The sequence below is a fragment of the Streptomyces coelicoflavus genome (assembly GCF_045041415.1).
Classification (GTDB): domain Bacteria; phylum Actinomycetota; class Actinomycetes; order Streptomycetales; family Streptomycetaceae; genus Streptomyces; species Streptomyces coelicoflavus.
This window is the reverse complement of sequence record NZ_CP108218.1, coordinates 2,003,071-2,024,816: the sequence shown is the minus strand read 5'-3', so window position 1 is coordinate 2,024,816 and position 21,746 is coordinate 2,003,071. Positions and strand designations below refer to the sequence as shown.

20 protein-coding genes are annotated in these 21,746 nt (G+C 73.1%); 11 read left to right on the top strand and 9 right to left on the bottom strand.

Annotation, left to right across the window (positions count from 1 at the left end; translation table 11 throughout):
* Window positions 1–70: 70 nt before the first annotated feature.
* The 4 genes from OHA99_RS08690 (at window position 71) to OHA99_RS08675 (ending at window position 4,672) form a co-directional block, all read left to right on the top strand.
* Complete coding sequence (locus tag OHA99_RS08690; RefSeq protein ID WP_381503294.1) at window positions 71–2,686, top strand: ATP-binding protein; 2,616 nt, start codon at window positions 71–73, stop codon at window positions 2,684–2,686.
* The gene (locus OHA99_RS08685; protein ID WP_007387802.1) at window positions 2,683–3,366 is read left to right on the top strand and encodes a response regulator; all 684 of its coding nucleotides are present in this window, start codon (window positions 2,683–2,685) and stop codon (window positions 3,364–3,366) included. Before OHA99_RS08690 ends, OHA99_RS08685 begins: the two co-directional genes overlap by 4 nt.
* Window positions 3,367–3,460: 94 nt before the next feature.
* Window positions 3,461–3,859, top strand: a complete 399-nt coding sequence (locus tag OHA99_RS08680; protein WP_076976707.1) for an OB-fold nucleic acid binding domain-containing protein — start codon at window positions 3,461–3,463, stop codon at window positions 3,857–3,859.
* Between the two features lie 3 nt (window positions 3,860–3,862).
* On the top strand, window positions 3,863–4,672 hold the full coding sequence (locus tag OHA99_RS08675) for a DUF3159 domain-containing protein (protein WP_153177564.1): 810 nt from the start codon (window positions 3,863–3,865) through the stop codon (window positions 4,670–4,672).
* A gap of 82 nt (window positions 4,673–4,754) precedes the next feature.
* On the opposite strand, the gene OHA99_RS08670 is transcribed toward OHA99_RS08675, so the two are convergent.
* Together OHA99_RS08670 and OHA99_RS08665 are read right to left on the bottom strand one after the other, a co-directional pair.
* Window positions 4,755–5,435: a TrkA family potassium uptake protein gene (locus OHA99_RS08670; RefSeq protein WP_042821826.1), complete on the bottom strand. Its 681-nt coding sequence runs from the start codon at window positions 5,433–5,435 to the stop codon at window positions 4,755–4,757.
* The gene (locus tag OHA99_RS08665) at window positions 5,435–6,106 is read right to left on the bottom strand and encodes a TrkA family potassium uptake protein (RefSeq protein WP_042821828.1); all 672 of its coding nucleotides are present in this window, start codon (window positions 6,104–6,106) and stop codon (window positions 5,435–5,437) included. Before OHA99_RS08665 ends, OHA99_RS08670 begins: the two co-directional genes overlap by 1 nt.
* A gap of 503 nt (window positions 6,107–6,609) precedes the next feature.
* Between OHA99_RS08665 and OHA99_RS08660 the strand changes: the two genes are divergently transcribed.
* Genes OHA99_RS08660 through OHA99_RS08645 form a run of 4 tightly spaced genes read left to right on the top strand, consistent with a single transcriptional unit; the run spans window position 6,610 to window position 12,242 of the window.
* Window positions 6,610–7,431, top strand: a complete 822-nt coding sequence (locus OHA99_RS08660; protein ID WP_153177563.1) for an AfsR/SARP family transcriptional regulator — start codon at window positions 6,610–6,612, stop codon at window positions 7,429–7,431.
* Between the two features lie 44 nt (window positions 7,432–7,475).
* Window positions 7,476–10,724, top strand: a complete 3,249-nt coding sequence (locus OHA99_RS08655; protein WP_405695109.1) for a polyketide synthase — start codon at window positions 7,476–7,478, stop codon at window positions 10,722–10,724.
* Window positions 10,721–11,896: an L-prolyl-[peptidyl-carrier protein] dehydrogenase gene (gene redW / locus OHA99_RS08650; RefSeq protein ID WP_007445089.1), complete on the top strand. Its 1,176-nt coding sequence runs from the start codon at window positions 10,721–10,723 to the stop codon at window positions 11,894–11,896. Before OHA99_RS08655 ends, redW begins: the two co-directional genes overlap by 4 nt.
* Window positions 11,897–11,921: 25 nt before the next feature.
* Window positions 11,922–12,242 carry a RedY protein gene (locus OHA99_RS08645; RefSeq protein ID WP_153177562.1) on the top strand — a complete coding sequence of 107 codons (321 nt, stop codon included), beginning with the start codon at window positions 11,922–11,924 and terminating at the stop codon, window positions 12,240–12,242.
* Between the two features lie 75 nt (window positions 12,243–12,317).
* On the opposite strand, the gene OHA99_RS08640 is transcribed toward OHA99_RS08645, so the two are convergent.
* The 7 genes from OHA99_RS08640 to OHA99_RS08610 form a co-directional block, all read right to left on the bottom strand.
* Complete coding sequence (locus OHA99_RS08640) at window positions 12,318–12,971, bottom strand: response regulator transcription factor (RefSeq protein WP_164382917.1); 654 nt, start codon at window positions 12,969–12,971, stop codon at window positions 12,318–12,320.
* Between the two features lie 253 nt (window positions 12,972–13,224).
* On the bottom strand, window positions 13,225–14,394 hold the full coding sequence (locus OHA99_RS08635; protein WP_153177561.1) for a RedV protein: 1,170 nt from the start codon (window positions 14,392–14,394) through the stop codon (window positions 13,225–13,227).
* Between the two features lie 25 nt (window positions 14,395–14,419).
* On the bottom strand, window positions 14,420–15,217 hold the full coding sequence (locus tag OHA99_RS08630; protein WP_153177560.1) for a 4'-phosphopantetheinyl transferase superfamily protein: 798 nt from the start codon (window positions 15,215–15,217) through the stop codon (window positions 14,420–14,422).
* Entirely contained in the window at window positions 15,204–16,094 is an 891-nt protein-coding gene (locus OHA99_RS08625; RefSeq protein ID WP_153177559.1) for a DUF6206 family protein, read from the bottom strand. The genes OHA99_RS08630 and OHA99_RS08625 overlap by 14 nt, the downstream gene beginning before the upstream one ends.
* Window positions 16,095–16,101: 7 nt before the next feature.
* Complete coding sequence (locus tag OHA99_RS08620) at window positions 16,102–16,542, bottom strand: DUF6041 domain-containing protein (RefSeq protein ID WP_153177558.1); 441 nt, start codon at window positions 16,540–16,542, stop codon at window positions 16,102–16,104.
* Window positions 16,543–16,648: 106 nt separating this feature from the next.
* On the bottom strand, window positions 16,649–17,872 hold the full coding sequence (locus OHA99_RS08615; RefSeq protein ID WP_381501567.1) for a beta-ketoacyl-[acyl-carrier-protein] synthase family protein: 1,224 nt from the start codon (window positions 17,870–17,872) through the stop codon (window positions 16,649–16,651).
* The gene (locus OHA99_RS08610) at window positions 17,869–18,114 is read right to left on the bottom strand and encodes an acyl carrier protein (RefSeq protein WP_153177556.1); all 246 of its coding nucleotides are present in this window, start codon (window positions 18,112–18,114) and stop codon (window positions 17,869–17,871) included. The genes OHA99_RS08615 and OHA99_RS08610 overlap by 4 nt, the downstream gene beginning before the upstream one ends.
* Before the next feature lie 369 nt (window positions 18,115–18,483).
* Here OHA99_RS08610 and OHA99_RS08605 point away from each other — a divergent pair, with 369 nt between their 5' ends.
* From OHA99_RS08605 to OHA99_RS08595, 3 genes are all read left to right on the top strand, one after another.
* Window positions 18,484–19,491 (top strand): beta-ketoacyl-ACP synthase III, encoded by a 1,008-nt coding sequence (locus OHA99_RS08605; RefSeq protein WP_164382905.1) that lies wholly within the window; start codon window positions 18,484–18,486, stop codon window positions 19,489–19,491.
* A 71-nt stretch (window positions 19,492–19,562) separates the two neighbouring features.
* Window positions 19,563–19,826 carry an acyl carrier protein gene (locus OHA99_RS08600; protein WP_007442211.1) on the top strand — a complete coding sequence of 88 codons (264 nt, stop codon included), beginning with the start codon at window positions 19,563–19,565 and terminating at the stop codon, window positions 19,824–19,826.
* On the top strand, window positions 19,823–21,733 hold the full coding sequence (locus OHA99_RS08595; RefSeq protein WP_405695102.1) for an aminotransferase class I/II-fold pyridoxal phosphate-dependent enzyme: 1,911 nt from the start codon (window positions 19,823–19,825) through the stop codon (window positions 21,731–21,733). The genes OHA99_RS08600 and OHA99_RS08595 overlap by 4 nt, the downstream gene beginning before the upstream one ends.
* Window positions 21,734–21,746 lie beyond the last annotated feature (13 nt).

Genomic DNA, 21,746 nt, shown 5'->3' with positions numbered 1-21,746 from the left:
CCTTTTGCCGCGATTGCGGGTCGTAGGGTCGACGCTGCGCACTCGGCGCCGACCGGAAGACAATGAGGCCATGGGACGCGGCAAGCTTCGGATCTACCTCGGCGCGGCACCGGGCGTCGGCAAGACGTACGCCATGCTGTCCGAGGCCCACCGGCGCGTGGAACGGGGCACCGACTGCGTGGTGGCCTTCGTCGAGCACCACGGCAGGGCGCGCACCGAGGTGATGCTGCGCGGCCTGGAACAGGTACCGCGCCGGGAGGTCGAGTACCGGGGCGGGGTCTTCACCGAGCTGGACCTGGACGCGGTCCTCGCCCGCGCCCCCCGGGTGGCGCTGGTGGACGAGCTGGCCCACACCAACGTCCCGGGCGTGCGCAACGCCAAGCGCTGGCAGGACGTCGAGGAACTCCTCGCCGCCGGGATCGACGTCGTCTCGACCGTCAACATCCAGCACCTGGAGTCCCTCGGCGACGTCGTGGAGTCGATCACCGGCGTACGGCAGCGGGAGACCGTGCCGGACGAGGTGGTGCGCCGCGCGGACCAGATCGAACTGGTCGACATGTCGCCCCAGGCGCTGCGCCGGCGCATGGCCCACGGCAACATCTACCAGCCGGACAAGGTCGACGCCGCCCTGTCCAACTACTTCCGCCCCGGCAACCTCACCGCCCTGCGCGAGCTGGCGCTGCTGTGGGTGGCGGACCGGGTCGACGAGTACCTCCAGCAGTACCGCAGCGAGCACCGCGTCTCGAAGATCTGGGGCTCGCGCGAACGCATCGTGGTCGGCCTGACCGGCGGCCCCGAGGGCCGCACGCTGATACGCCGGGCCGCGCGCCTGGCCGAGAAGGGCGCCGGCGGCGAGGTGCTGGCCGTGTACATAGCCCGCAGCGACGGGCTGACCTCCGCCTCCCCGAAGGAGCTGGCGGTGCAGCGCACCCTGGTGGAGGACCTCGGCGGCACCTTCCACCACGTGCTCGGCGAGGACATACCGGCCGCCCTGCTCGACTTCGCCCGCGGTGTCAACGCCACCCAGATCATCCTCGGCTCCTCGCGCCGCAAGGCCTGGCAGTACGTCTTCGGACCCGGCGTCGGCGCCACCGTCGCCCGCGAGTCCGGTCCCGACCTGGACGTCCACATCGTCACCCACGAGGAGGTCGCCAAGGGGCGCGGACTGCCGGTGGCCCGGGGTGCGCGGCTCGGCCGGTCCCGTATCGCCTGGGGCTGGTTCGCGGGCCTGGGCGGTCCCGTGCTGCTGACGCTGCTGCTCAGCACCGTCCACCTCGGGCTCGCCAACGACGTCCTGCTCTACCTGGCGCTGACCGTGGCGGCCGCCCTGCTCGGCGGGCTGTATCCGGCGCTGGCCTCGGCCGCGGTCGGGTCACTGCTGCTGAACTGGTTCTTCACGCCGCCCGTCAACCGGATCACCATCGCCGACCCGCGGAACATGCTTGCGCTCGCCATATTCGTGGGCGTCGCGCTCTCCGTGGCCTCGGTCGTCGACCTCGCGGCCCGCCGCACCCACCAGGCCGCCCGGCTGCGCGCCGAGTCGGAGATCCTGTCCTTCCTCGCCGGGGACGTGCTGCGCGGCGAGACCAGCCTGGAGACGCTCCTGGAGCGGGTGCGCGAGACCTTCGGCATGGAGTCGGCCGCCCTCCTGGAACGGGAGGACGACGTGGCGCCCTGGACCTGCGCGGGGCGCGCCGGGTCGGGGCCCCCGGTCGACCGCCCGGAGGACGCGGACGTGGACATGCCCGTCGGCGACCACATGGCCCTCGCGCTGACCGGCCGCGTCCTGCCCGCCGAGGACCGCCGGGTGCTGGCCGCCTTCGCCGTGCAGGCCGCCGTCGTCCTGGACCGGCGCCGCCTGCGCGAGGAGGCCGACCGGGCCCGCGCGCTGGCCGAGGGCAACCGCATCCGCACCGCGCTGCTGGCCGCCGTCAGCCACGACCTGCGCACCCCGCTGGCCGGGATCAAGGCGGCGGTGACCAGCCTCAGGTCCGACGACGTGGCCTGGTCCGAGGAGGACCGGGCGGCGCTCCTCGAGGGCATCGAGGAGGGCGCCGACCGGCTCGACCACCTGGTGGGCAACCTGCTGGACATGTCCCGCCTCCAGACGGGCACCGTCACCCCGCTGATCCGCGAGATCGACGTGGACGAGGTGGCGCCGATGGCGCTCGGCGGGGTCCCCGAGGGCAGCGCGGAGCTGGACATCCCGGAGACGCTGCCCATGGTCGCCGTGGACGCCGGGCTCCTGGAGCGGGCGCTGGCCAACCTGGTGGAGAACGCCGTCAAGTACAGTCCGGACGACCGGAGCGTCCTGGTCGCCGCCAGCGCCCTCGCCGACCGCGTCGAGGTGCGCGTCGTCGACCGGGGGCCGGGAGTGCCGGACGAGGCCAAGGACCGCATCTTCGAGCCCTTCCAGCGCCACGGCGACGCCCCGCGCGGGGCCGGCGTGGGACTCGGCCTGGCCGTGGCCCGGGGCTTCGCCGAGGCGATGGGCGGCACCCTGAACGCGGAGGACACCCCCGGCGGCGGACTCACCATGGTCCTGACCCTGCGCGCGGTGGGAGCCGCCGGCTCCTCCACGACGGCCCCCCGGCCCACGACCGCAGAACGTGCGACCGCGCCGAACACGACCGCGCAAGGCGCGACCGCAGGAAGCGCGACCGCAGAAAGGCAGGCCGCCGGATGACCCGCGTCCTCGTGATCGACGACGAACCCCAGATCGTGCGCGCCCTCGTGATCAACCTCAAGGCGCGCCACTACGAGGTCGACGCCGCCCACGACGGTGCCACCGCCCTCCAGCTCGCCGCCGCCCGCCACCCCGACGTGGTGGTGCTCGACCTGGGCCTGCCCGACATGGACGGCGTCGAGGTGATCAAGGGACTGCGCGGCTGGACCCGGGTGCCGATCCTGGTGCTGTCCGCCCGGCACTCCTCCGACGAGAAGGTCGAGGCGCTGGACGCGGGCGCCGACGACTACGTCACCAAGCCCTTCGGCATGGACGAGCTGCTCGCCCGGCTGCGGGCCGCCGTCCGCCGGGCCGAACCCGTCCCCGGCGGCGAGGACGAGGTCGTCGTGGACACCGCGGAGTTCACCGTCGACCTGGCCGCGAAGAAGGTCCACCGGGGCGGGAAGGACGTACGCCTGACGCCCACCGAGTGGCATCTGCTGGAGGTGCTGGTGCGCAACACCGGGCGCCTGGTGAGCCAGAAGCAGCTGCTCCAGGAGGTGTGGGGGCCCTCCTACGGGACGGAGACGAACTACCTGCGGGTCTACATGGCCCAGCTGCGCCGCAAGCTGGAGGCGGACCCCGCGCACCCGCGGCACTTCATCACCGAGCCGGGCATGGGGTACCGCTTCGAGAAGTGAGGGGGAGTGCACGGGACGTGAGGGCCACGTGAGTCTCGCCATCCCGTCCCCAGAGGGGTGCATGGCTGTCGGCGGGCCCCGGTACGCTTCAGATATGAGTGCTGCTCCGCGTTCCGACAAGCCGGTGGGCCGGTTCCGGCGCATGTTCGACCGGCTCTCCTCGTCGCAGGAGGACCTGGAGTCGGAGGAACTGCGCGAGGACGCCGACACCGCCGGGTGCACGCGCATCGGAGACTGCCAGGACCGACAGGTCGTGTCGGTAACTGGTACCTTGCGCACGGTCACCCTGCGACCGCGTGCGGGCGTCCCGGCCCTGGAGGCCGAGCTGTTCGACGGGTCCGCCGCCCTGGACGTGGTGTGGCTGGGCAGACGCTCCATCGTGGGCATAGAGCCGGGGCGCAAGCTCATCGCATCGGGCCGGATCTCCATGAGCCACGGCCGCCGGGTGCTCTTCAACCCGAAATACGAACTGAGACCCCTCGGACGGGAGTAGCCGGTGACGTCGCTCGACAAGCCGACCGAAGACACGACAGAGGCCGACGACGCCCGGGCGGTGACGGAGGCCGCGCTGTTCGAGGCGTTCGGCGGCGTGCGCGGCATGGTCGAGACGGTGCTGCCGGGCCTGCTCTTCGTCACCATCTTCACGCTCAACAACGACCTGCACATGTCGGCGATCGCGGCCCTGGCCGTGTCCGTGGTGCTGGTCGTGGTCCGGCTGGCGATGAAGGACACCGTCAAGCACGCCTTCAGCGGTGTCTTCGGGGTCGCCTTCGGCGTGGTCTTCGCGATGATGACCGACAACGCCAAGAACTTCTATCTGCCCGGCATGCTCTACACCCTCGGCCTGGCGCTGGCGTACATCGTCACCTCGCTGGCGGGGGTGCCGCTGATCGGCCTGATCCTCGGCCCGGTCTTCAAGGAGAACCTCTCCTGGCGCACCCGCAACCCGGGCCGCAAGAAGGCCTACACCAAGGCCAGCTACGCGTGGGGCCTGATCCTGCTCGCCAAGAGCGCGATCCTCTTCCCGCTGTACTGGTGGGCGGACACCGAGCAGCTCGGCTGGGTCCTGGTCACCCTGAAGATCCCGCCCTTCCTGCTCGCCGTCTGGCTGACCTGGGTCTTCCTGGCCAAGGCGCCGGCCCCCATCGACGTGTTCGCGGAGATGGAGGCGGCGGAGGAGGCCGAGAAGGCGGAGAAGGCCGAGCGGGAACGGCGCGAGCAGCAGGCCGACGCAGCCCTCCCGGGGCCGACCGGGGCAGACGGGGAGCCGGCCGACCCGCGCGGCGGCAGGCACCGCAAGGCCTGACGCGCAGGACGACCCGCTACGGCGGTGGGGCGCCCGGACAACTCCGGGCGCCCCACCGCCGTAGCGCGTGGTACCGCCCCGCTCAGACCGTGCCCTCCGGTCGCCTGCGGGCCGACAGCAGGTCCTCCAGCTGCTCCTCGCGGGCCTGCGCGGCCACGAAGAGCAGTTCGTCGCCCGCCTCCAGGGAGTCCTCCCGGGACGGCGTCAGCACCCGGGTGCCGCGGATGATCGTCACCAGCGAGGTGTCCTCGGGCCACTGGACGTCGCCCACCTGGGTGCCGGCCAGGGCCGACTCCTCCGGCAGCGTCAGCTCGACGAGGTTGGCGTCGCCGTGACTGAAGCGCAGCAGCCGGACCAGGTCGCCGACGCTCACCGCCTCCTCCACCAGGGCCGACATCAGCCGCGGGGTGGAGACGGCGACGTCCACGCCCCAGGACTCGTTGAACAGCCACTCGTTCTTCGGGTTGTTCACCCGGGCGACGACGCGCGGAACGCCGTACTCCGTCTTGGCCAGCAGGGACACGACCAGGTTGACCTTGTCGTCGCCCGTCGCCGCGATGACGACGTTGCAGCGCTGGAGCGCCGCCTCGTCCAGGGACGTGATCTCGCAGGCGTCGGCGAGCAGCCACTCCGCCATCGGAACGCGCTCGACCGAGATGGCGGTCGGCGCCTTGTCGATGAGCAGGACCTCGTGGCCGTTCTCCAGCAGCTCGCCCGCGATCGAACGGCCGACCGCGCCGGCTCCGGCAATGGCGACCCTCATCAGTGACCGCCCTCCTCTTCGGGACCCTTGGCGAACGCCGCCTCGACCTTGTGGACCTCGTCGGTGCGCATCATCACGTGCACGAGGTCGCCCTCCTGAAGGACGGTCTGCGAGGAGGGCAGGATCGCCTCCCCGAGCCGGGTGACGAAAGCCACCCGCACGCCCGTCTCCTCCTGGAGCCGGCTGATCTTGTGACCGACCCAGGCCGAGGAGGTGTGCACCTCGGCCAGCTGGACCCCGCCGGTGGGGTCGCGCCACAGCGGCTCGGCACCCGAGGGCAGCAGCCGGCGCAGCATCTGGTCGGCCGTCCAGCGGACGGTGGCCACGGTGGGGATGCCCAGGCGCTGGTAGACCTCGGCGCGGCGCGGGTCGTAGATGCGGGCGGCGACGTTCTCCACGCCGAACATCTCGCGCGCCACGCGGGCGGCGATGATGTTCGAGTTGTCCCCGCTGGACACGGCGGCGAAGGCACCGGCCTCCTCCACGCCCGCCTCACGCAGGGTGTCCTGGTCGAAGCCGATCCCGGTGACCCGCCGGCCGCCGAACGAGGAACCGAGGCGTCGGAAGGCGGTGGGGTCCCGGTCGATCACGGCGACCGTGTGCCCCTGCTGCTCCAGGGTCTGGGCGAGCGCGGAGCCCACCCGCCCGCAGCCCATGATGACAATGTGCACGGCTCACACCACTCTTCTTCTCAGCCCTCTTACCGGGGTGAACATCCCGTTCATCTTCCTCTTTCGGCTCGACGGGCAAACACCTGCGGCCCCGCTGAGGGCCGCAGGCCACCATCATGCCGGTCCGCCGCCGCCGGACCCCGCCGGGGTGGTTCGTTCGCGTCGTTCAGTTCCGTTGAACCGGAGCGCGGGCGCGCCTCAACACATTGACGGTGGCGCCCCCCTCCACGGGGCGTGTGTTGAGGCCGGAATCCGATCGTTCGGTGGATGACGGGTGGAGGAGGGCTTGCCACGATGGACCCCGGTTCGAAAACTGGCCGCGAGCCAGCCAAAAACCGGGCGGCGGCCCTTCGGGGGCCGGTCAGGACGGCCCGGACCCGGCACCCCGTCCGCTCACGGGAGTGCGGGGAGCACGCGAGACGACCCGGCCCCACCGGGCCGTCCGGCGGCGCGCGGCCGACCCCTCGGACCGAGGACACAGCCTGTACAACTTCGGGGGATGTGTGGAAATCAACATATTGGGTCCCGTATCGATCAACACGCCGCACAGCGGCGGCGGGATACGGGCCGGTAAGGTCCGCACGCTGGTGGCGACGCTCGCCGTCGACGCCGGCCGCGCCGTGTCGCTCGCGGATCTGGTGGATGAACTCTGGGGCACGACCCCGCCCGACAACGTACTCAACGCCCTCCAGGCGCACGCCGCGCGGGCCCGGAAAGTGATCAACGAGCGGGCCTGCCCCGAGCGGGCCGGCGGCTTCCTGCGCTCCGTGCTCGGCGGCTACCTCCTGGAGATCGACCCGCGGTGCGTGGACGGCAACCGTTTCCTGCGGCTCGCCTCCCAGGGCGCGTCCCTGCTCCCCGCCGATCCCGCGCGCGCCGCCGAACTGCTGGAGACCGGTCTGCGGCTGTGGCGCGGCCCCGCCCTGATCGACGCGGGAGAGGGCAGGCGCTGCCGGGGTGCCGCGGCCCTGTTCGAGGAACGCCGGCTCACGGCCCTGGAGGACCTGGTGAGCGCGATGCTCCTGCTCGGCGGAGAGGCCCAGGCGATCGCCATGCTCCAGCAGCTGGTGGCGCAGTACCCGCTGCGCGAGCGGTTCTGCGAGCTGCTGATGGTCGCCCTCTACCGGGTCGGACGCCAGGGCGACGCCCTGGAGTCGTACCACCTGGCCAGGAAACGGCTCGACGAGGAGCTGGGCGTCCAGCCGGGCGCGCTGCTGCGCCGGCGGCACGCCGAGATCCTCGCGCAGGATCCCGTCCTGAAGGTGCCGTCCGCGCTGTGGCGGGAGCCCTACTCCCCGGCGGGCACCAGCCTGCTCACCGCCTGACGGCCCCGGTCGCGGCCGACGCCCTCGTGAACAGGAACGAGACGTTGTCAGACAAGGAAGCACCCAACGAAAGGGACACGGTGCCGGCGACACCGGCGGCACCGGGCCCCGCGGAACCGATCGCCATCGTCGGAATGTCCGCCCTCTACCCCCGGGCCCGCGGCCTCGAGGAGCTGTGGCGGCTGCTGGTCGCCGACGCGCCGCCGTCCAACACCGGCGCGGGACCGGCACCGGCCGGTCTCGGTGACATCGAGGTCGACGTCGCACGGTTCGGCATCCCGCCGGCCCAGGCGGCCTCCATGGCCCGCCTGCAACTGCTCATGGTGGAGGCGGCCCGCCAGTGCCTCGACGACGCCACGGGCCCCGGCGGCCTCCCCGGCCGCACGGACGTCGTCGTCGGCACCTGCCTCGGACTGGACCGGCAGTACGCCAACGCGCTGCGCGTCGACGGCGCCCGCTACGCCCGGAACCTGGCGGAGACCCTCGCCGAAGGCTCCTGGCGGCACACCGGCACCGACCCGCGGGACGCCGAGCGGGAACTCAACGACGTACTGGCGCGCCGGCTCGGTGCCTCACCGCACGACCGGGTGGGGGAGATGGCCAGTACGATCCCGGCGCGCATCGCGTCCGCCTTCAAGCTGCGCGGACGCACCCTCGCCGTCGAGTCGGCGGACGCCACCTCGTACTGGGCCCTCGCGCACGCCGTGGACAGCCTGCGCGCCGGGCTGACCGACGCCGCCCTGGTCGTGGTCGGGCAACGCGACGAGGGCCGCTTCGCGCGGCGGGCGCTCGCGGCGAAGGGGATCGCGGCCGGGCCGGACGAGGCGGGGGACGGCCCCGTACTCGCCGAAGGGCTCGGGGCGCTGCTGCTCAAGCGCCGTTCGACCGCGACGCGGGACGGCGACCGCGTGTACGCGTCGGTACTGGACTGCGCGCTGCGGCACGAGGCGCGGCCGGGCACCTTCCGCTACTCGCTGTCGGCCGGGCACCGCCGGGCGGCCGCCGAGGCCGCGCACCGGACGGCGGGCGTCACGCCGGGATCGGTGGGCCTCGTCGAGTGCGCGGGGCACGGCACCGCCGCCGTGGGGCGCGCCGAACAGGACGCGATCGCCGCGATCCACACCGGCGCGGCGCGCGACTCGGTCGCCCTCGGCAGCGTGCGCGACCGGCTCGGCCACACCTTCGCCAACGCCGGGCTCGCCGGTGTCACGAAGGCGGCCCTGGCCCTGCACCACCGCACCGTCCCCCCGGCACGGGCCGGTACCGGCGCCGGTACCGACACCGGCCCGGCGGACGGCAGCCCGTTCCGCGTGCCGCGCGCGGCGGAGCCGTGGCGGCCGTCCGCGGACGGCACGCCCCGGCGGGCGGCGGTGCTGGGCGCCTCGCTGACCGGAACGGTCTGTCACGTGCTGCTCGAAGAGCACGTACCGGCTGCCACGGCGGCACCGGAGCCGGCCGCCGGCTCGCGGCACGGTGTCCGGGACGGCTCGGCGGCCGGTGTGCGGGACGGCTCGGCGGACGGTGTCCGGGACGGCTGGGCGGACGGTGTCCCGGTCGACCCGCGGGCCGGTGTCCCGGTCGGCTCGGTCGGGGAGAGTCACCCGGCCGAGGGGGCAGCCGTCGCGCGCGGTGGCGCCGATGTGTCCGGTGGCGGTGGCGTCGGTCTGCCCGGAGGTGGCGGCGTTGACCCTTCCGCACCCGGCCGGGCAGCCGTCGCGCGCGGTGGGGCCGACGCGTCCGTAGGCGGTGGCGCGGGTCTGCCCGGTGGCGGTGGCGTCGGTCCGTCCGGGGGCGGCGGCGTCGGCTCCCCCGTACGCGGCCGGGCCGCTTCGTCCGGACGCGGTGACGCCGGTGCGCCGGAGCGCGACGGTGCGGTGTCGTCGGGGCGCGGTGCCGGGGAGCCCGTCGCGATCGTCGGTTTCGGCGGGCGCTTCGCCGACTCGCCCGACGCGGACGGCTTCTGGCGGACCATGCTCTCCGGGCGGGACCGGATCGGGCCGCTGCCGCCCGAGTCGTTCGACCGCGACCTCTACCACGCCCCGGGCGCGCTCGCCCGCGGCCGCAGCTACACCGACCTGGGCGCACCCGTCCCGGTGCCGTCGGCGCCGCCCCCCGGGCTGCGCATCCCGCCGCACCGGTACGCCGCGATGGACGCGGCCCAGCGCCTCGGACTCCACGTGGCGACCGAGATGTTCGCCCGCCACGGGCGCCCGCCGCACACGCTCGGGGGCGTCGGAACCGTCGTCGTCGGCAGCAACCTGGGCCTGTCCAGGGAACGCCGGCTGCACACCGGCCTGTGCCTCGACGACCTGGAGGCGGACGTCCGCTCCCTCGCCGCGCTCGGCGCACTGGGGTCGGACGAGGTCGAGGCGCTGACCAAGCTGGTGCGCGACCGGTTCACGGACCCCGGCCCGGTAGACCTGCCGACCACCTGGGACGGCTGCGTCGCCAGCGGCATCGCGGCCCTGATCGGCAACGAACACCGCCTGGACGCCGTACCGGTGGCCGTGGAGGCCGCCTGCGCCTCCTCGCTGGCGGCGCTCGACGTCGCCGTGGGACGGCTGCGCTCCGGCGCCGCCGACTACGCCGTCGCCGGCGGAGTCGAACTGCCCTGCAACGCACGGGACATGGTGCTGTGCTCCGCACTGGGCCTGCTGTCGCACAGCAGGATCACCCCCTTCGACGCGGCGGCCGACGGCTTCACCCCGGGCGACGGCTGCGCGCTGTTCCTGCTCAAACGCCTGGCGGACGCCCGCCGCGACGGCGACCCGGTGTTCGGTGTGCTCCGCGCGGTCGGCGCCTCCAACGACGCGAAGTCGCTGATCGCCCCGGACGTCGACGGCCAGACGCAGGCCGTGCGGCAGGCCTTCGACCAAGTGGACTTCGGCCCGGACGAGGTGGACTACCTGGAGGCCCACGGCACCGGCACCCGGCTGGGCGACCGGGTGGAGGTCGCCGCCGCCGCACAGGTGTACGGCACCGGCCGGCGCAGGGCGGCGCTGCACATCGGGTCCGCCAAGTCCTTCCTCGGCCACACCTTCGCGGCGGCCGGCGCGGCGGGACTGCTGCGCACCCTCCAGGCGTTGCGACGGGCCACCCTGCCGCCCAGCGTCAACCTGAGCGAACTCAGCCCCGACCTCGCCCTGGACGCCGTACCGGCGCGGGTGGCGACCGAAGCCCTGCCCTGGCCCGCGGGGCACGACCGGCCGCGGCGCGCCGCGGTGAGCGCGTTCGGAACCGGCGGCATCAACTACCACCTGCTCATCGAGGAAGGCATGGACGCAACGCGATGAACTTCGATTTCGAGGCCGGGTTCGACGCCGAGACGGCGGAGATGCGCGACATGGTCGTGCGGTTCGCCCGGCGCGAGCTGGACTCTCCCGGCCGCTTCGCCGACGCCGAGGACTTCCGGCGGCGCTGGCGGCTGGCCGGCAAACAGGGCCTGGTGGGCACCACCGTGCCGGGCGAGTTCGGCGGCAGCGGGCTGGACGCGGTGGCCGCGGCCGCCACCATGGAGGCACTCGGGTACGGCTGCACGGACACCGGCTTCGCCTTCTCGGTCGCCGCCCACCTGTTCGCCGCCGTCATGCCGATCGTCGAGTTCGGCACCGAGGAGCAGCGCGGTGCGTGGCTGCCGGCCCTCAGCTCCGGCGAGCGGATCGCCGCGCACGCCATCACCGAGCCGGAGGCCGGGTCGGACGCGCTGCATCTGCGCACCCGCGCCCGCGCCGTCGACGGCGGCTACGTCCTCAACGGTGCCAAGTGCTTCATCACCAACGCCCCGGTGGCCGACGTGTTCGTGGTGCAGGCCGCCACCGACCCGCGGGGCGGCTTCTTCGGGCTGACCACCTTCCTGGTCGAGGCGTCCACCCCCGGGCTCACGGTCGGACAGCCGTACGACAAGGTGGGGCTGCGCGGTTCCCCGACGGCCGACGTCCACTTCGACGACTGTCCCGTCCCGGCCGGAGCGGTGCTGGGTGCGGAGGGCGCCGGGGCGAGCATCTTCACCGGGTCGATGAAGTGGGAGCGCACCTGTCTCTTCGCGGCCTACCTCGGAGCGATGCGCCGGGTGCTGGAGTCCACGGTGGAACACGCCCGGGACCGGGAGCAGTTCGGCACGCCCATCGGGGAGTTCCAGGCGGTCAGCCACCGCATCGTCGACATGCTGGGCCGCTACGAGGGGGCCAGGCTGCTGCTCTACCGCGCCGCGCGGTCACTGGCCGACGGCACGGCCGACGAGATCGGACCGGCCCTCGCGAAGATCGCGGTCAGCGAGGCGGCCGTGCAACTCGGGCTGGACGCCGTCCAGTTGAGAGGAGCGCTGGGAGTGATGGACGGGGAGGCCGAGTCCCTGCTGCGGGACGCGCTGCCCGCCCGGATCTTCTCCGGCACCAATGAGATCCAGAAGAACAACGTCGCGCGAGCGCTGGGCCTGGGACGCCGGCGTCCCGCGGCACGCCGCTGACCGCACAGCCAGGGAGCTGCGAGACATGGACGTCATCATCCACCGCATTCGTCTGCACGACGGAGTGGACCCGGCCCGCTTCGAGGCCTGGGTCCGGGACGCCGACTACGCGACCTGTCCCCGGTTGCCCAGCGTGCGCGCCTTCGGCGTGCACCGGGTGAGCACGGAACGGGACGCTCCATTCCACTACTTCGAGATCATCTCGGTGAGCGCACTGGACGCATTCTCCCAAGACATGAAATCGGAGGCCTTTCAGGGTTTGGCCGACGCATTCGACACGATGGCCTCGGTGGTCGAGGAGATGAGCGGCGAACGCGTGGAACCCGGCTACCGGGCACTGCCCTGACGCGACCCGTCCGCTAACGCGGCACGGAGTACCGCGGGGCCGTAGGTGACGAAACCGTACGGCCCCGCGGGGCTCTCAGCGGGACGGGGAGCCGTAACCCGGGCAGCTGCCCAGGAGCCCCGACTCATAGGCGATGGCGACGGCCTGTGCGCGGGTCGCCGCACCCAGTTTGCGCAGGACGCGGTGCACGTGGGACCTGACCGTGGTGGCCGAGACGGACAGGGCGCCGGCCATCTCGGTGTTCGTTTTTCCCTGGGTCAATAAGACGAGCACTTCCGTTTCCCGAGGTGTCAGCTCCGGACGAAGATTCTTCGGTGCCTTGCTCCGCCAATAGCGAGTGAGGGCTTCCTGGGCCTCTTCGGGGGCGATAATGGCGTTCACTTCTGTGACGGTTTTGATGACGTGCACCAATTCTTCGACCGAGGTTTCCGCGGACAATACTGCGCGTACTCCCACGCGTAGTGCCTCGAATGCGCGGTGGGTGTTCTCCGGTTTGGTCAGCAGAATGGTCTTGGCGAGTCGGGCGAGTTCCGTGAGCTTGTCGATGTGGTCCACGGTCACCAGGGGCGCGACGGCGATGAGTACGTCGGGCCCGGTCTCCGTGGCGGTGCCGAGCGAGCCGCGCAGGGTGGTCTCGACCTGCACCTTCAGCTGGTGCCGCTCCAGCAATGCGCGCATTCCCTCGCCCAGGATGACGCGGTCGCAGCACACCAGGACACGGGTTGTCATACGTGAGCTTTCGGCCGGGAAGGATGTGAATGGCACGGGCGGCGCGGGTCGGGCCCGGCGTTGCCGGGTCGGTGGCGCACGCCTTTCTTTGGCATTCCCCCGATATGCGTCATGTGGCCAAACGTAGCACGCATGTGCGTACTTGGAGAGTGGCTTGCGATAGCCAGGTGAGAGCCTGGTACGAAGCTGTTTCACCCTGATGAAGATCTTGTCGGGAATGGTGTGAATGCTGCTGGTCCCGTGCCGGTCCCGCTCAGAACGCCACATGTCCCGCGGCGTCGGCGCGCCGGTGGGAGCGCGGCGCGGGAGCGCCGGCCACACCGACCCGGCTCACGAAGAAGGTGCGGCCGGGCAGGGACAGTTCCCGCTCCAGCCGGGCGCGCAGGTCCTCGTGCTGGATGACGATGCTGACGGGGTGGAGGGACAGCCCGTGCCGGGTCGCCCGCCACCAGTAGTCGGCCAGCCGGGCTCCGCCCCGGAGCAGGTCCGCCCGTCCGGGCGTCCGCCCGGCGAAGCCCATGGTCACCACGGCCGGAGTGCGGCGCACGAGGTCGGCGAGCCCGGCGGCCAGCACCCGGTGGTAGCCGACCTTGCCCAGCAGGTTCATGGTGACCGGCGCCAGCGCGCAGCGCATCACGGCCCGGCGCGGCCGGGACATCGGGCCGAAGAGCTGCTCCGGCGTGAACCCGTCCCCCCGCGCGGCCGCGTCCGCGAGGTCCCGGCGCAGGAAGGAGTGGGTCTCCCGCCAGGCGGCGCGATGCCCGAAGTCGCGCCCGGCGTGCCGCGCGACGAACGCCGCGAACGCACGCAGGTCCCGCGGCCCGGTCAGGTGCCGGACGTGGACCGGGCCCGCTCCGTCCTCCGCCGCGTCGGTTTCCGCCAGGTCGCGCAGCAGCCCGGCCGGGACCGGCTGCGGCCGGTAGGGGCCACGGTGGGTGCGGCGGGCGAGCGCGGTCTCGCGGAGGTCGTCCAGCCGTTCCCCGGCCGGCGCCCCGCGACGCAGCGCCACCACGCACAGCGGCGTCCACGCCGACGGCCACTCGGCACCGAACGGGGAGCCGCCGCCCCCGAAGGGCGCGTCGTCCAGGACGCGTACCGCGGTGGTCGTCCAGCCCTGGGCGGCCAGCCCGCGCAGCAGGATGCGCCAGTAGAGGCCGCAGCTCACCTCCATCTCGACGGCGTGCGCGGCCAGAGCCGTCAGCTCCCGGCCGCGGTCCAGGGCCAGGACCAGGTACTCGTCCGCGTCCTCGCCGGTCAGGTCCGCCGCGGCCCGGCGCGCCGCCCCGGTCGTGGCCCGGCCGAGGCCCCACGGCTGGCAGTTGTGCGAGGAGGGACTCAGCGCCGCCGGTTCCGCCGCCGCCTCGAGCGCCTGGGTGAACGTGGACACCGGCGCGGCGGTCCGGTCCGTCCTGCGGGTCGTCATGACGTCTCCTCTTCGAAGGCCGGGGTCATCGCCCCACGAGGGCCAGGTGGTGGCCGTGGACCGCGCCGGCCCACCCCGTCGGCCGCCGCGTCTCGGCGGTGGGGGCGTGGCGCAGCAGCCCGCCCCCCGGCCGCCAGGTGAAGCGGCCGTCCGGCAGCCACCCGGTCAGCGCCACCTCACGGGCGTCGACCCGCAGTCCGAAGCCGTAGTACTTGAGTACGGCCTCCTTGCACGTCCAGCGCAACGCCGCCGGCATGGCCGCCAGCCGCCGGGCGTGCGGCGACGGCGCCAGCGGGTCGCACTCCAGGTCGAGCACCCTGGCCAGGGTCGGCGGCATCGGCCGGTCGTGCTCCAGGTCGACGCCGATCGCATGCGGTCCGCACACGGCGAGCGCGAAGTCCCCCGAGTGCGTCAGGCCCACCTCCACGGGTGCGTCCACCACCGGCCGGCCGGCCTGGATGCCCCCGACCACGGTGCGCACCTCGACGGCGCGGGGTTCCCGGGCCGCGTCCCAGTGCCGTCGGCCGTGGGCGCTGACGGCGTGTTTGAGCGCGAGCCGGCCGGCCAGCCACTCGTGCCGCCGGCGAGGGGCGCGCAGCGAGGCCGCCTGTTCCGTCTCGGCCGGCGTCAGATACCGCTCCCGGAGCGCGGCGAGGGCCTCGGGACCCTGCCCGCGCAGCCAGCCGATGGACACCACGGCGAGGGTGAGCCGCCGTGACGCCGGCGTGAGGTGCGTGACGCGCAGCGGACGGGACACGTCGAGCACCACCTGGCCGGCGAGGCCGTCCGCCTCCGGTACCGCCGCGGTCTCACCGCGCGACATGACGGGGCAGCAGGAAGGGGTACGGGCGGTGCAGAACCTTGTTGTGGACGAAGCGGTCCGCCCTGCGCAGCCGCTGGATGAGTTCCCACATCCGCGCGTCGTCGCGGTAGTAGGCCGCGATCTCCCCGGTGTCCAGCGGCTGTTCCAGGCGGGCGTTGGCCTGCTCGACGAAGCGGGGGACCAGCCGTTCCAGCCGCTCCTTGTGCAGGTTGCCGAGGAAGTCGAGGACCACTCCGCGCGGCGTGTAGAACTTGTCGAAGATCGACTTGGTCATCGCCAGCCGCACCAGGTCCCGCAGCAGCCACGGCAGGGAGGTGAAGAACAGCGGCACGTCGAGGAGTTCACGCTCGCGCTCGTCGCGCATGAGCGGGGTCGTCACGTCGAGGTAGACCAGCTCGCCGTCGACCTCGATCCAGTTGGACGCCTGGCCGTCGAGCCCCAGACGGGGAGTGACGGTCGCCTCGACGCGGTCCAGGAACCGCTCGAAGAACCCCTCGCACCACGCGTCGCCGGAGGTGTGCAGCAGCCGCGAGCACAGCCGCTCCTCGGGCAGCGCCTCCTGGACGCAGTAGGCGACGGCCCTGCCACCCGGCAGCGGCCGGTGCCACATGCGGGTCTCGGCGACCGTGACGCCGCCCTTGTCCAGCCGCGTGATGTAGTCGTCGACCAGCGCCGAGTGCCGGTCCAGCCGCTCCCGGGACGGGAAGACCGGCAGCCGCTTGCACGCGAACCCGCCCGCGTCGGTCTCCAGCCGCAGCACCAGAGTCACCTCCCCGTAGCCGAGAATGGTGAGGTTCCGGTCGTCGGTGGTGCGCAGCGCCCGCGTGACCTCGTCCTCGAGGACGTCCAGCGCGTCGGAGGGAACGGAGAAGGTCATCGCCGGATCACCGGGCTTCCGGGGACGAGCCCGCCGGGGCGGCGGATCCCGCGCCCGGCGACGTGTGGTACCGGTACAGGAGGTAGATCGCGGCGGCGAAGAACGCGGCGTCCATCACCAGGATCTCGGGGACACTGCTCACCAGGATCACCACGAACAGCACCAGCATCAGCAACTGGCCGTAGAGGGCGGCGATCACGAGACCCCGGCGGTTCCACAGCAGGGCGAGGCCGGCCGAGACCATCGCGACGGCGACGAACCACATCACGCCGGTGGGGTACCGGTCCAGCCAGTCGACGGGGCCGGAGATCACGGTTCCGTCGTTGGCTTCCGAGGCGTCGTCGAGGCGCCCTTCCACCGACTCCAGTTGCGGGAAGAACTTGCCTATCCCCGCGAGGATGTAGAGGGCGCCGACGACGCGCTGGAGGATCAGGTTTCTTCCGGTCACGGGACAGCTTCTTCCGGAGGTTGACGAGGGGCGTCCCGAACGGCGGGACACGCGTGAGGGGTTCGGGGTTCGGAGGTTGCGGGTCGGGGGAGTATGGCCCCGGCCGTCACGGGGAGGCGAAGACCAGGACCGCGTTCTGCCCGCCGAAGCCGAAGGAGTTGCTCATCGCCAGCTCCACCTTCTGCTCCCGCGGAGCGCCGGCGACCACGTCCAGCTCGACGGCGGGGTCCTGCCGCCGCAGGTTCGCCGTCGGCGGGACGGTGGACCGTTCGACGCACAGCACGGTCAGCGCCGCCTCGATGGCACCGGCGGCGCCCAGCGTGTGCCCGAGGACACCCTTGGTCGAGGTGACGGTCGCCCCGTCGCCCAGCAGCCGGCCCAGCACGGCGGCCTCCACCGCGTCGTTGAGCGGGGTCGAGGTGCCGTGCGCGTTCACGTGGTCGATGTCGCGGCCGCCGGCGCCCGCCTGCGCGAGGGCCGCCTCCATCGCCCGCAGCGCGCCGGCGCCCTCGGGATCCGGTGCGGTGACGTGATGGGCGTCGGCCGACGCGCCGTGGCCCACGAGCCGGGCGCGGACCGTCGCCCCGCGCGCCTCGGCGTCGGCGGTCCGCTCCAGGACGAGCATGCCGCTGCCCTCGCCGATCACGAAGCCGTCCCGGTCCGCGTCGAAGGGCCGGGACGCCGCGGCCGGTTCGTCGGTCCTGCGGGACAGCGCGCCCATCTGCGCGAAGCCCGTGACCATGAGCGGGCTGACGCCGGCCTCACTGCCGCCGGCCACGACGATGTCGCACGTCCCGTCCTGAAGCAGCCGGGCCGCGGTGCCGAGCGCGGTGCCGCCCGAGGCACAGGCGGTCGCGGTCACCAGGTTGGGGCCGAGGGCCCGCAGGTCCATCGCGAGGTGCCCGGCCGCCATGTTGGGCACCAGCATCGGCACCAGCAGCGCGGAGACCGCCTCGGGACCGCGCTCCAGCAACCGCCGGTGCTGCGTCTCCCACGTCGACACGCCGCCCAGGCCGCAGCCCACGACGACACCCACCCGGGCGCCGTCCCAGGTCCGCGGATCGAGGCCGGCGTCGGCCACGGCCTCCCGGGCGGCCACGATGGCCAGCTGCACGAAGCGGTCGTGGATCAGGACACTGCGCCGGTCCACGTGGCGCGCCGGTACCAGGCCCGGCACCGCGCAGGCGATGTCCACGGGCAGTCCGGCGAGCCGGTCGTCCTTGGCTCCCGCCGACTCCCCGCGCAACACCCCTTCCCAGGTGGCGTCGGTGCCCAGGCCGGCCGCGGTCACCAGACCGAGCCCGGTCACGGCGACGGAGCGGTCGGTCATGACGCCGAGGCCGCCGTCTCGTTGTCGACCAGCGCCACCGCGTGGGCGATGGTGTCGGTCGGGACCGCGGCGTCGTCGCTGATCTTCACACCGAACTCGGACTGGATGACGAGGAGCAGTTCCACGAGGAACAGCGAGTCCATCTCCAGCTCTTCGAAGGTCACGTCCGGACGGATCGCAGCGCGGTCCACCGCGAAACCGTCGACCAGCAGATCAACGAGCCTGTCGTAGGTGGTGCTCATCAGTGTGGTCCGCCTTTCCTGGGTGGATCGGTCGCCGAACGCCGTCCCGGCCCGCCGACGGGGTGGTGCGGGGGCGGGTGCGGCGGCGATGCGACGCTCCGGCAAGTCTGGGGCGGCGCGCTGACGGCCCGCTGACGGCTCGCTGACCCCCGGCGGGCGCCGGCCGGGCGGGAGCCGCGGTCAGCCGGCCGTCAGCGCCCGGTCAGGTGTCCCGGCCAGACTCGGGGCGGCCGGGGTGCCCGAGTAACTCCCCGCACCCGCCGGCCGCTAAACCGTCCATCACGCGAGGAGCACACACGTGGTTTCCCGTCTCCGCCGCCGCACGTCCCGGCAGCCCGCACACCGGAGCCGCTCCGCGGGCGGTGTCCGGTGACCCGGGCGTCCGTGGTGGCCGGCATCGGCTCCTGTCTGCCGTCCCGGTGCGTCACCAACGCCGAGCTGGAACGGACCATGGACACCTCGGACGCCTGGATCCGGGCCCGCACGGGCATCGCGCAGCGCTACGTCGCCGAGGACGGCACCCACACCTCCGACCTGGCGGTGGGCGCCGCCGAGCGGGCGCTGAAGTCCGCGCGCCTGACCCCGGACGAGGTCGACGCGGTCATCGTGGCCACCACCACCCCGGACCGGCCCTGCCCGGCGACCGCGCCGACGGTGGCCGCCCGGCTGGGGGCCGGACCGATCACGGCGTTCGACGTGGCCGCGGTGTGCTCCGGGTTCCTCTACGGGCTCGCCGCGGGGTCCGGTCTGATCGCCTCCGGTGCCGCGGAACGGGTCCTCGTCGTGGGCGCGGAGACGTTCTCCCGCATCCTCAACCCCGAGGACCGGTCCACCTCGGTGATCTTCGGCGACGGCGCGGGCGCCGTCGTGCTGCGCGCCGGCGAGGCGGACGAGACCGGCGCCCTCGGCCCGCTGCGGCTGGGCAGCGACGGCACCGGCGTGGACCTGATCACCGTGCCGGCCGGCGGCCCGCCGCGGCCGGGCGAGGCGGCACCGGCCGACTCCGCCGACCGCTACTTCACCATGGAGGGCAAGCGGGTCTTCTGGCTCGCCGTCCAGCGCATGGGGGAGTGCGCGGCGAGCGTGCTCGACCGGGCCGGCTGGCGGGTGGAGGACGTGGACTGGCTGGTCAGCCACCAGGCCAACCACCGCATCACCGCACGACTGGCCGACGAGATCGGCATCCCCCGGGGGCGCAGCGTCGGGAACATCGCCGAGGTGGGCAACACGGCGGCCGCCTCCATCCCCCTCGCGCTCGACCACGCGCACGCCCGGGGCACCTTCCGGCCCGGCGACCGGGTCCTGCTCACCGCGTTCGGCGGCGGACTCACCTGGGGTGCCGCCGCCCTGACCTGGCCCGCCATCGATCCGGTCTGAGGGCGGCGGGCCGGCCCCGGAGCGGGGTCCGGTCCCAGCGCGTGCAGACGACCGATGAACCAAGGACGACCATGACTCCTCGGAAACTGATCACCGACTACATCGCCGACGCCTGGATGGGCGGCGACGCCGAAGGCCTGGAGCCGGACACCCCCATCGCGGAGCTCAACATCATCGACTCCGCCGCCATCTTCGACCTCGTCCACTACTTGCAGGGCGAGTTCCGCGTCACGGTGCCCCTGCCGGAGGTCACCCCGCAGAACTTCAGGTCCGTCAACGCGATCTGCGCCCTGGTCGACCGGCTCCGGGACAACGCGGGGGGCGGCGCCGCATGACGAACCCCGTGAGCACCCACCCGGACACCGCGCGGGTCCACGACGGCGTCGTGGAGGTCATCGCCGCCCGCACCCTGTACGACGTCGGTCACCTCCGGCCGGAGAGCCACTTCGAGGCCGACCTCGGCATCGACTCCGTCATCATGGAGTCCGTCCTGCTCTCCGTCCGCGAGCACTTCGCCCTGTCCGCCGAGCTGCCCGCCGGCCCGGCCACCATCGGCGAACTCGTCGACGCCGTGCGCGCCGCGCTGGCCGCCGACGCGGAATCCGGCGCACCCGCCCCCGCCGCCACCGACGCCGGGGCCGCCGACCCCGTCACCGAGGCCGTGGTCGCCGCCGCCATGCGGCAGACCCAGTACCAGCGGAACCAACTCGCCCTCGACGCCGACCTGGAGGGCGAGCTGGGCGTCGACTCGGTCGTCCTGACCTCCGTCGTCGCCGAGGCCACCGAGCGGCTCGGCCTCACCGGGCCGGCCCCGGACCTCGCCGGCGCCACGACCCTGCGCGCCCTGGCCGACGCACTGCGCGCCTGCGCCCCGGCCGTCCGGAACACGGCCCAGGGCGCGGAGGCGGCCGGCGGCGCGGGCACGGACACGCCCGAGCCGCGGCGGGCCCCCGGCTCGGCACCCGGAACCGGCCCGGACGACTGGGACCACCGCTCGATGAAGGACTTCACCGAGCAGCGCGACCCCGACCTGTTCGCCAAGACCCGCAGCTTCGCCGGCTACCTGCGCTCCCGCGAGAAGGACCGCCTGTACTGGTACGGCATGCCGCTGCACTCCAAGTGCGGCAACCGCGCCGTCATCTTCGACGAACTGGAGGGCCGCAAGCGCGAGTTCCTCATGTTCGCCTCCAACAACTACCTCGGCCTCGCCAACCACCCCGGCGTGATCGAAGCCGTCGTCGACGCCACCCGCACCTACGGCGCCACCCACACCGGCTCCCGGTTCATCGGCGGCACCAACATGCTGCACAAGGAACTGGAGCGCCGGCTGGCGGCGTTCAAGCAGCGGCCCGCCTGCATCGTCTATCCCGGCGGCTACTCCGCGAACCTCGGCGCCATCTCGGCCCTCGTCAAGAGCTACGACACCCTCGTCGTCGACCGTCTCAACCACATGAGCATCGTCGACGGCGCCCGGCTCTCCGGCGCGGTGCGCAAGATCTACCGGCACAACGACATGGCCGACCTGGAGCGGATCCTCAGCCGCAGCGCCGAGCAGGGCACCGGCGGCAGGCTGATCGTCGCGGACGGCGTCTTCAGCATGCACGGCGACGTGTGCGACCTGCCCGAGATCGTCCGCCTGGCCAAGGAGTACGACGCGCGCGTCATGATCGACGACGCCCACTCCACCGGCGTCCTCGGCGTCCGCGGCTCCGGCACCGCCGAGCACTTCGGCCTCAAGGGCGAGGTCGACCTGGAACTGGGCACCATGAGCAAGACCCTGGCCGGCATGGGCGGGTTCGTCGTCGGCGAGGAGGAGGTCGTCGAGTACCTGCGCTACTACTCCAACTCCTACGTCTTCGCCGCGAACATCCCCGCCGGGGTCGCCGCCGGGCTGATCGCCGCCATCGACGTCATCGAGGCCGAGCCGGAACGCCTCAAGCGGCTGTGGACCAACATCGGCACGCTGCGCGGCCGGCTGCTGGAGGCCGGGTTCGACCTGGAGCACTCCGAGAGCGCGATCCTGCCCATCGTCATCGGCGACGAACGCCGCGCGATGGAGATGGGCCGGGCGGTGCGCGCCCGCGGCCTGTTCTGCCAGACCGTGGTCTACCCCGGCGTGCCCCTCGGCGACGCCCGGCTGCGGGTCAGCGTCACCTGCGAACACACCCCGCAGGACCTGGACCTGGCCGCCGAGATCTTCGTCGACGCCGCCCGCGAGACCGGGGTGCTGCCCACCCCGTAGCGGCCGTCTCCGT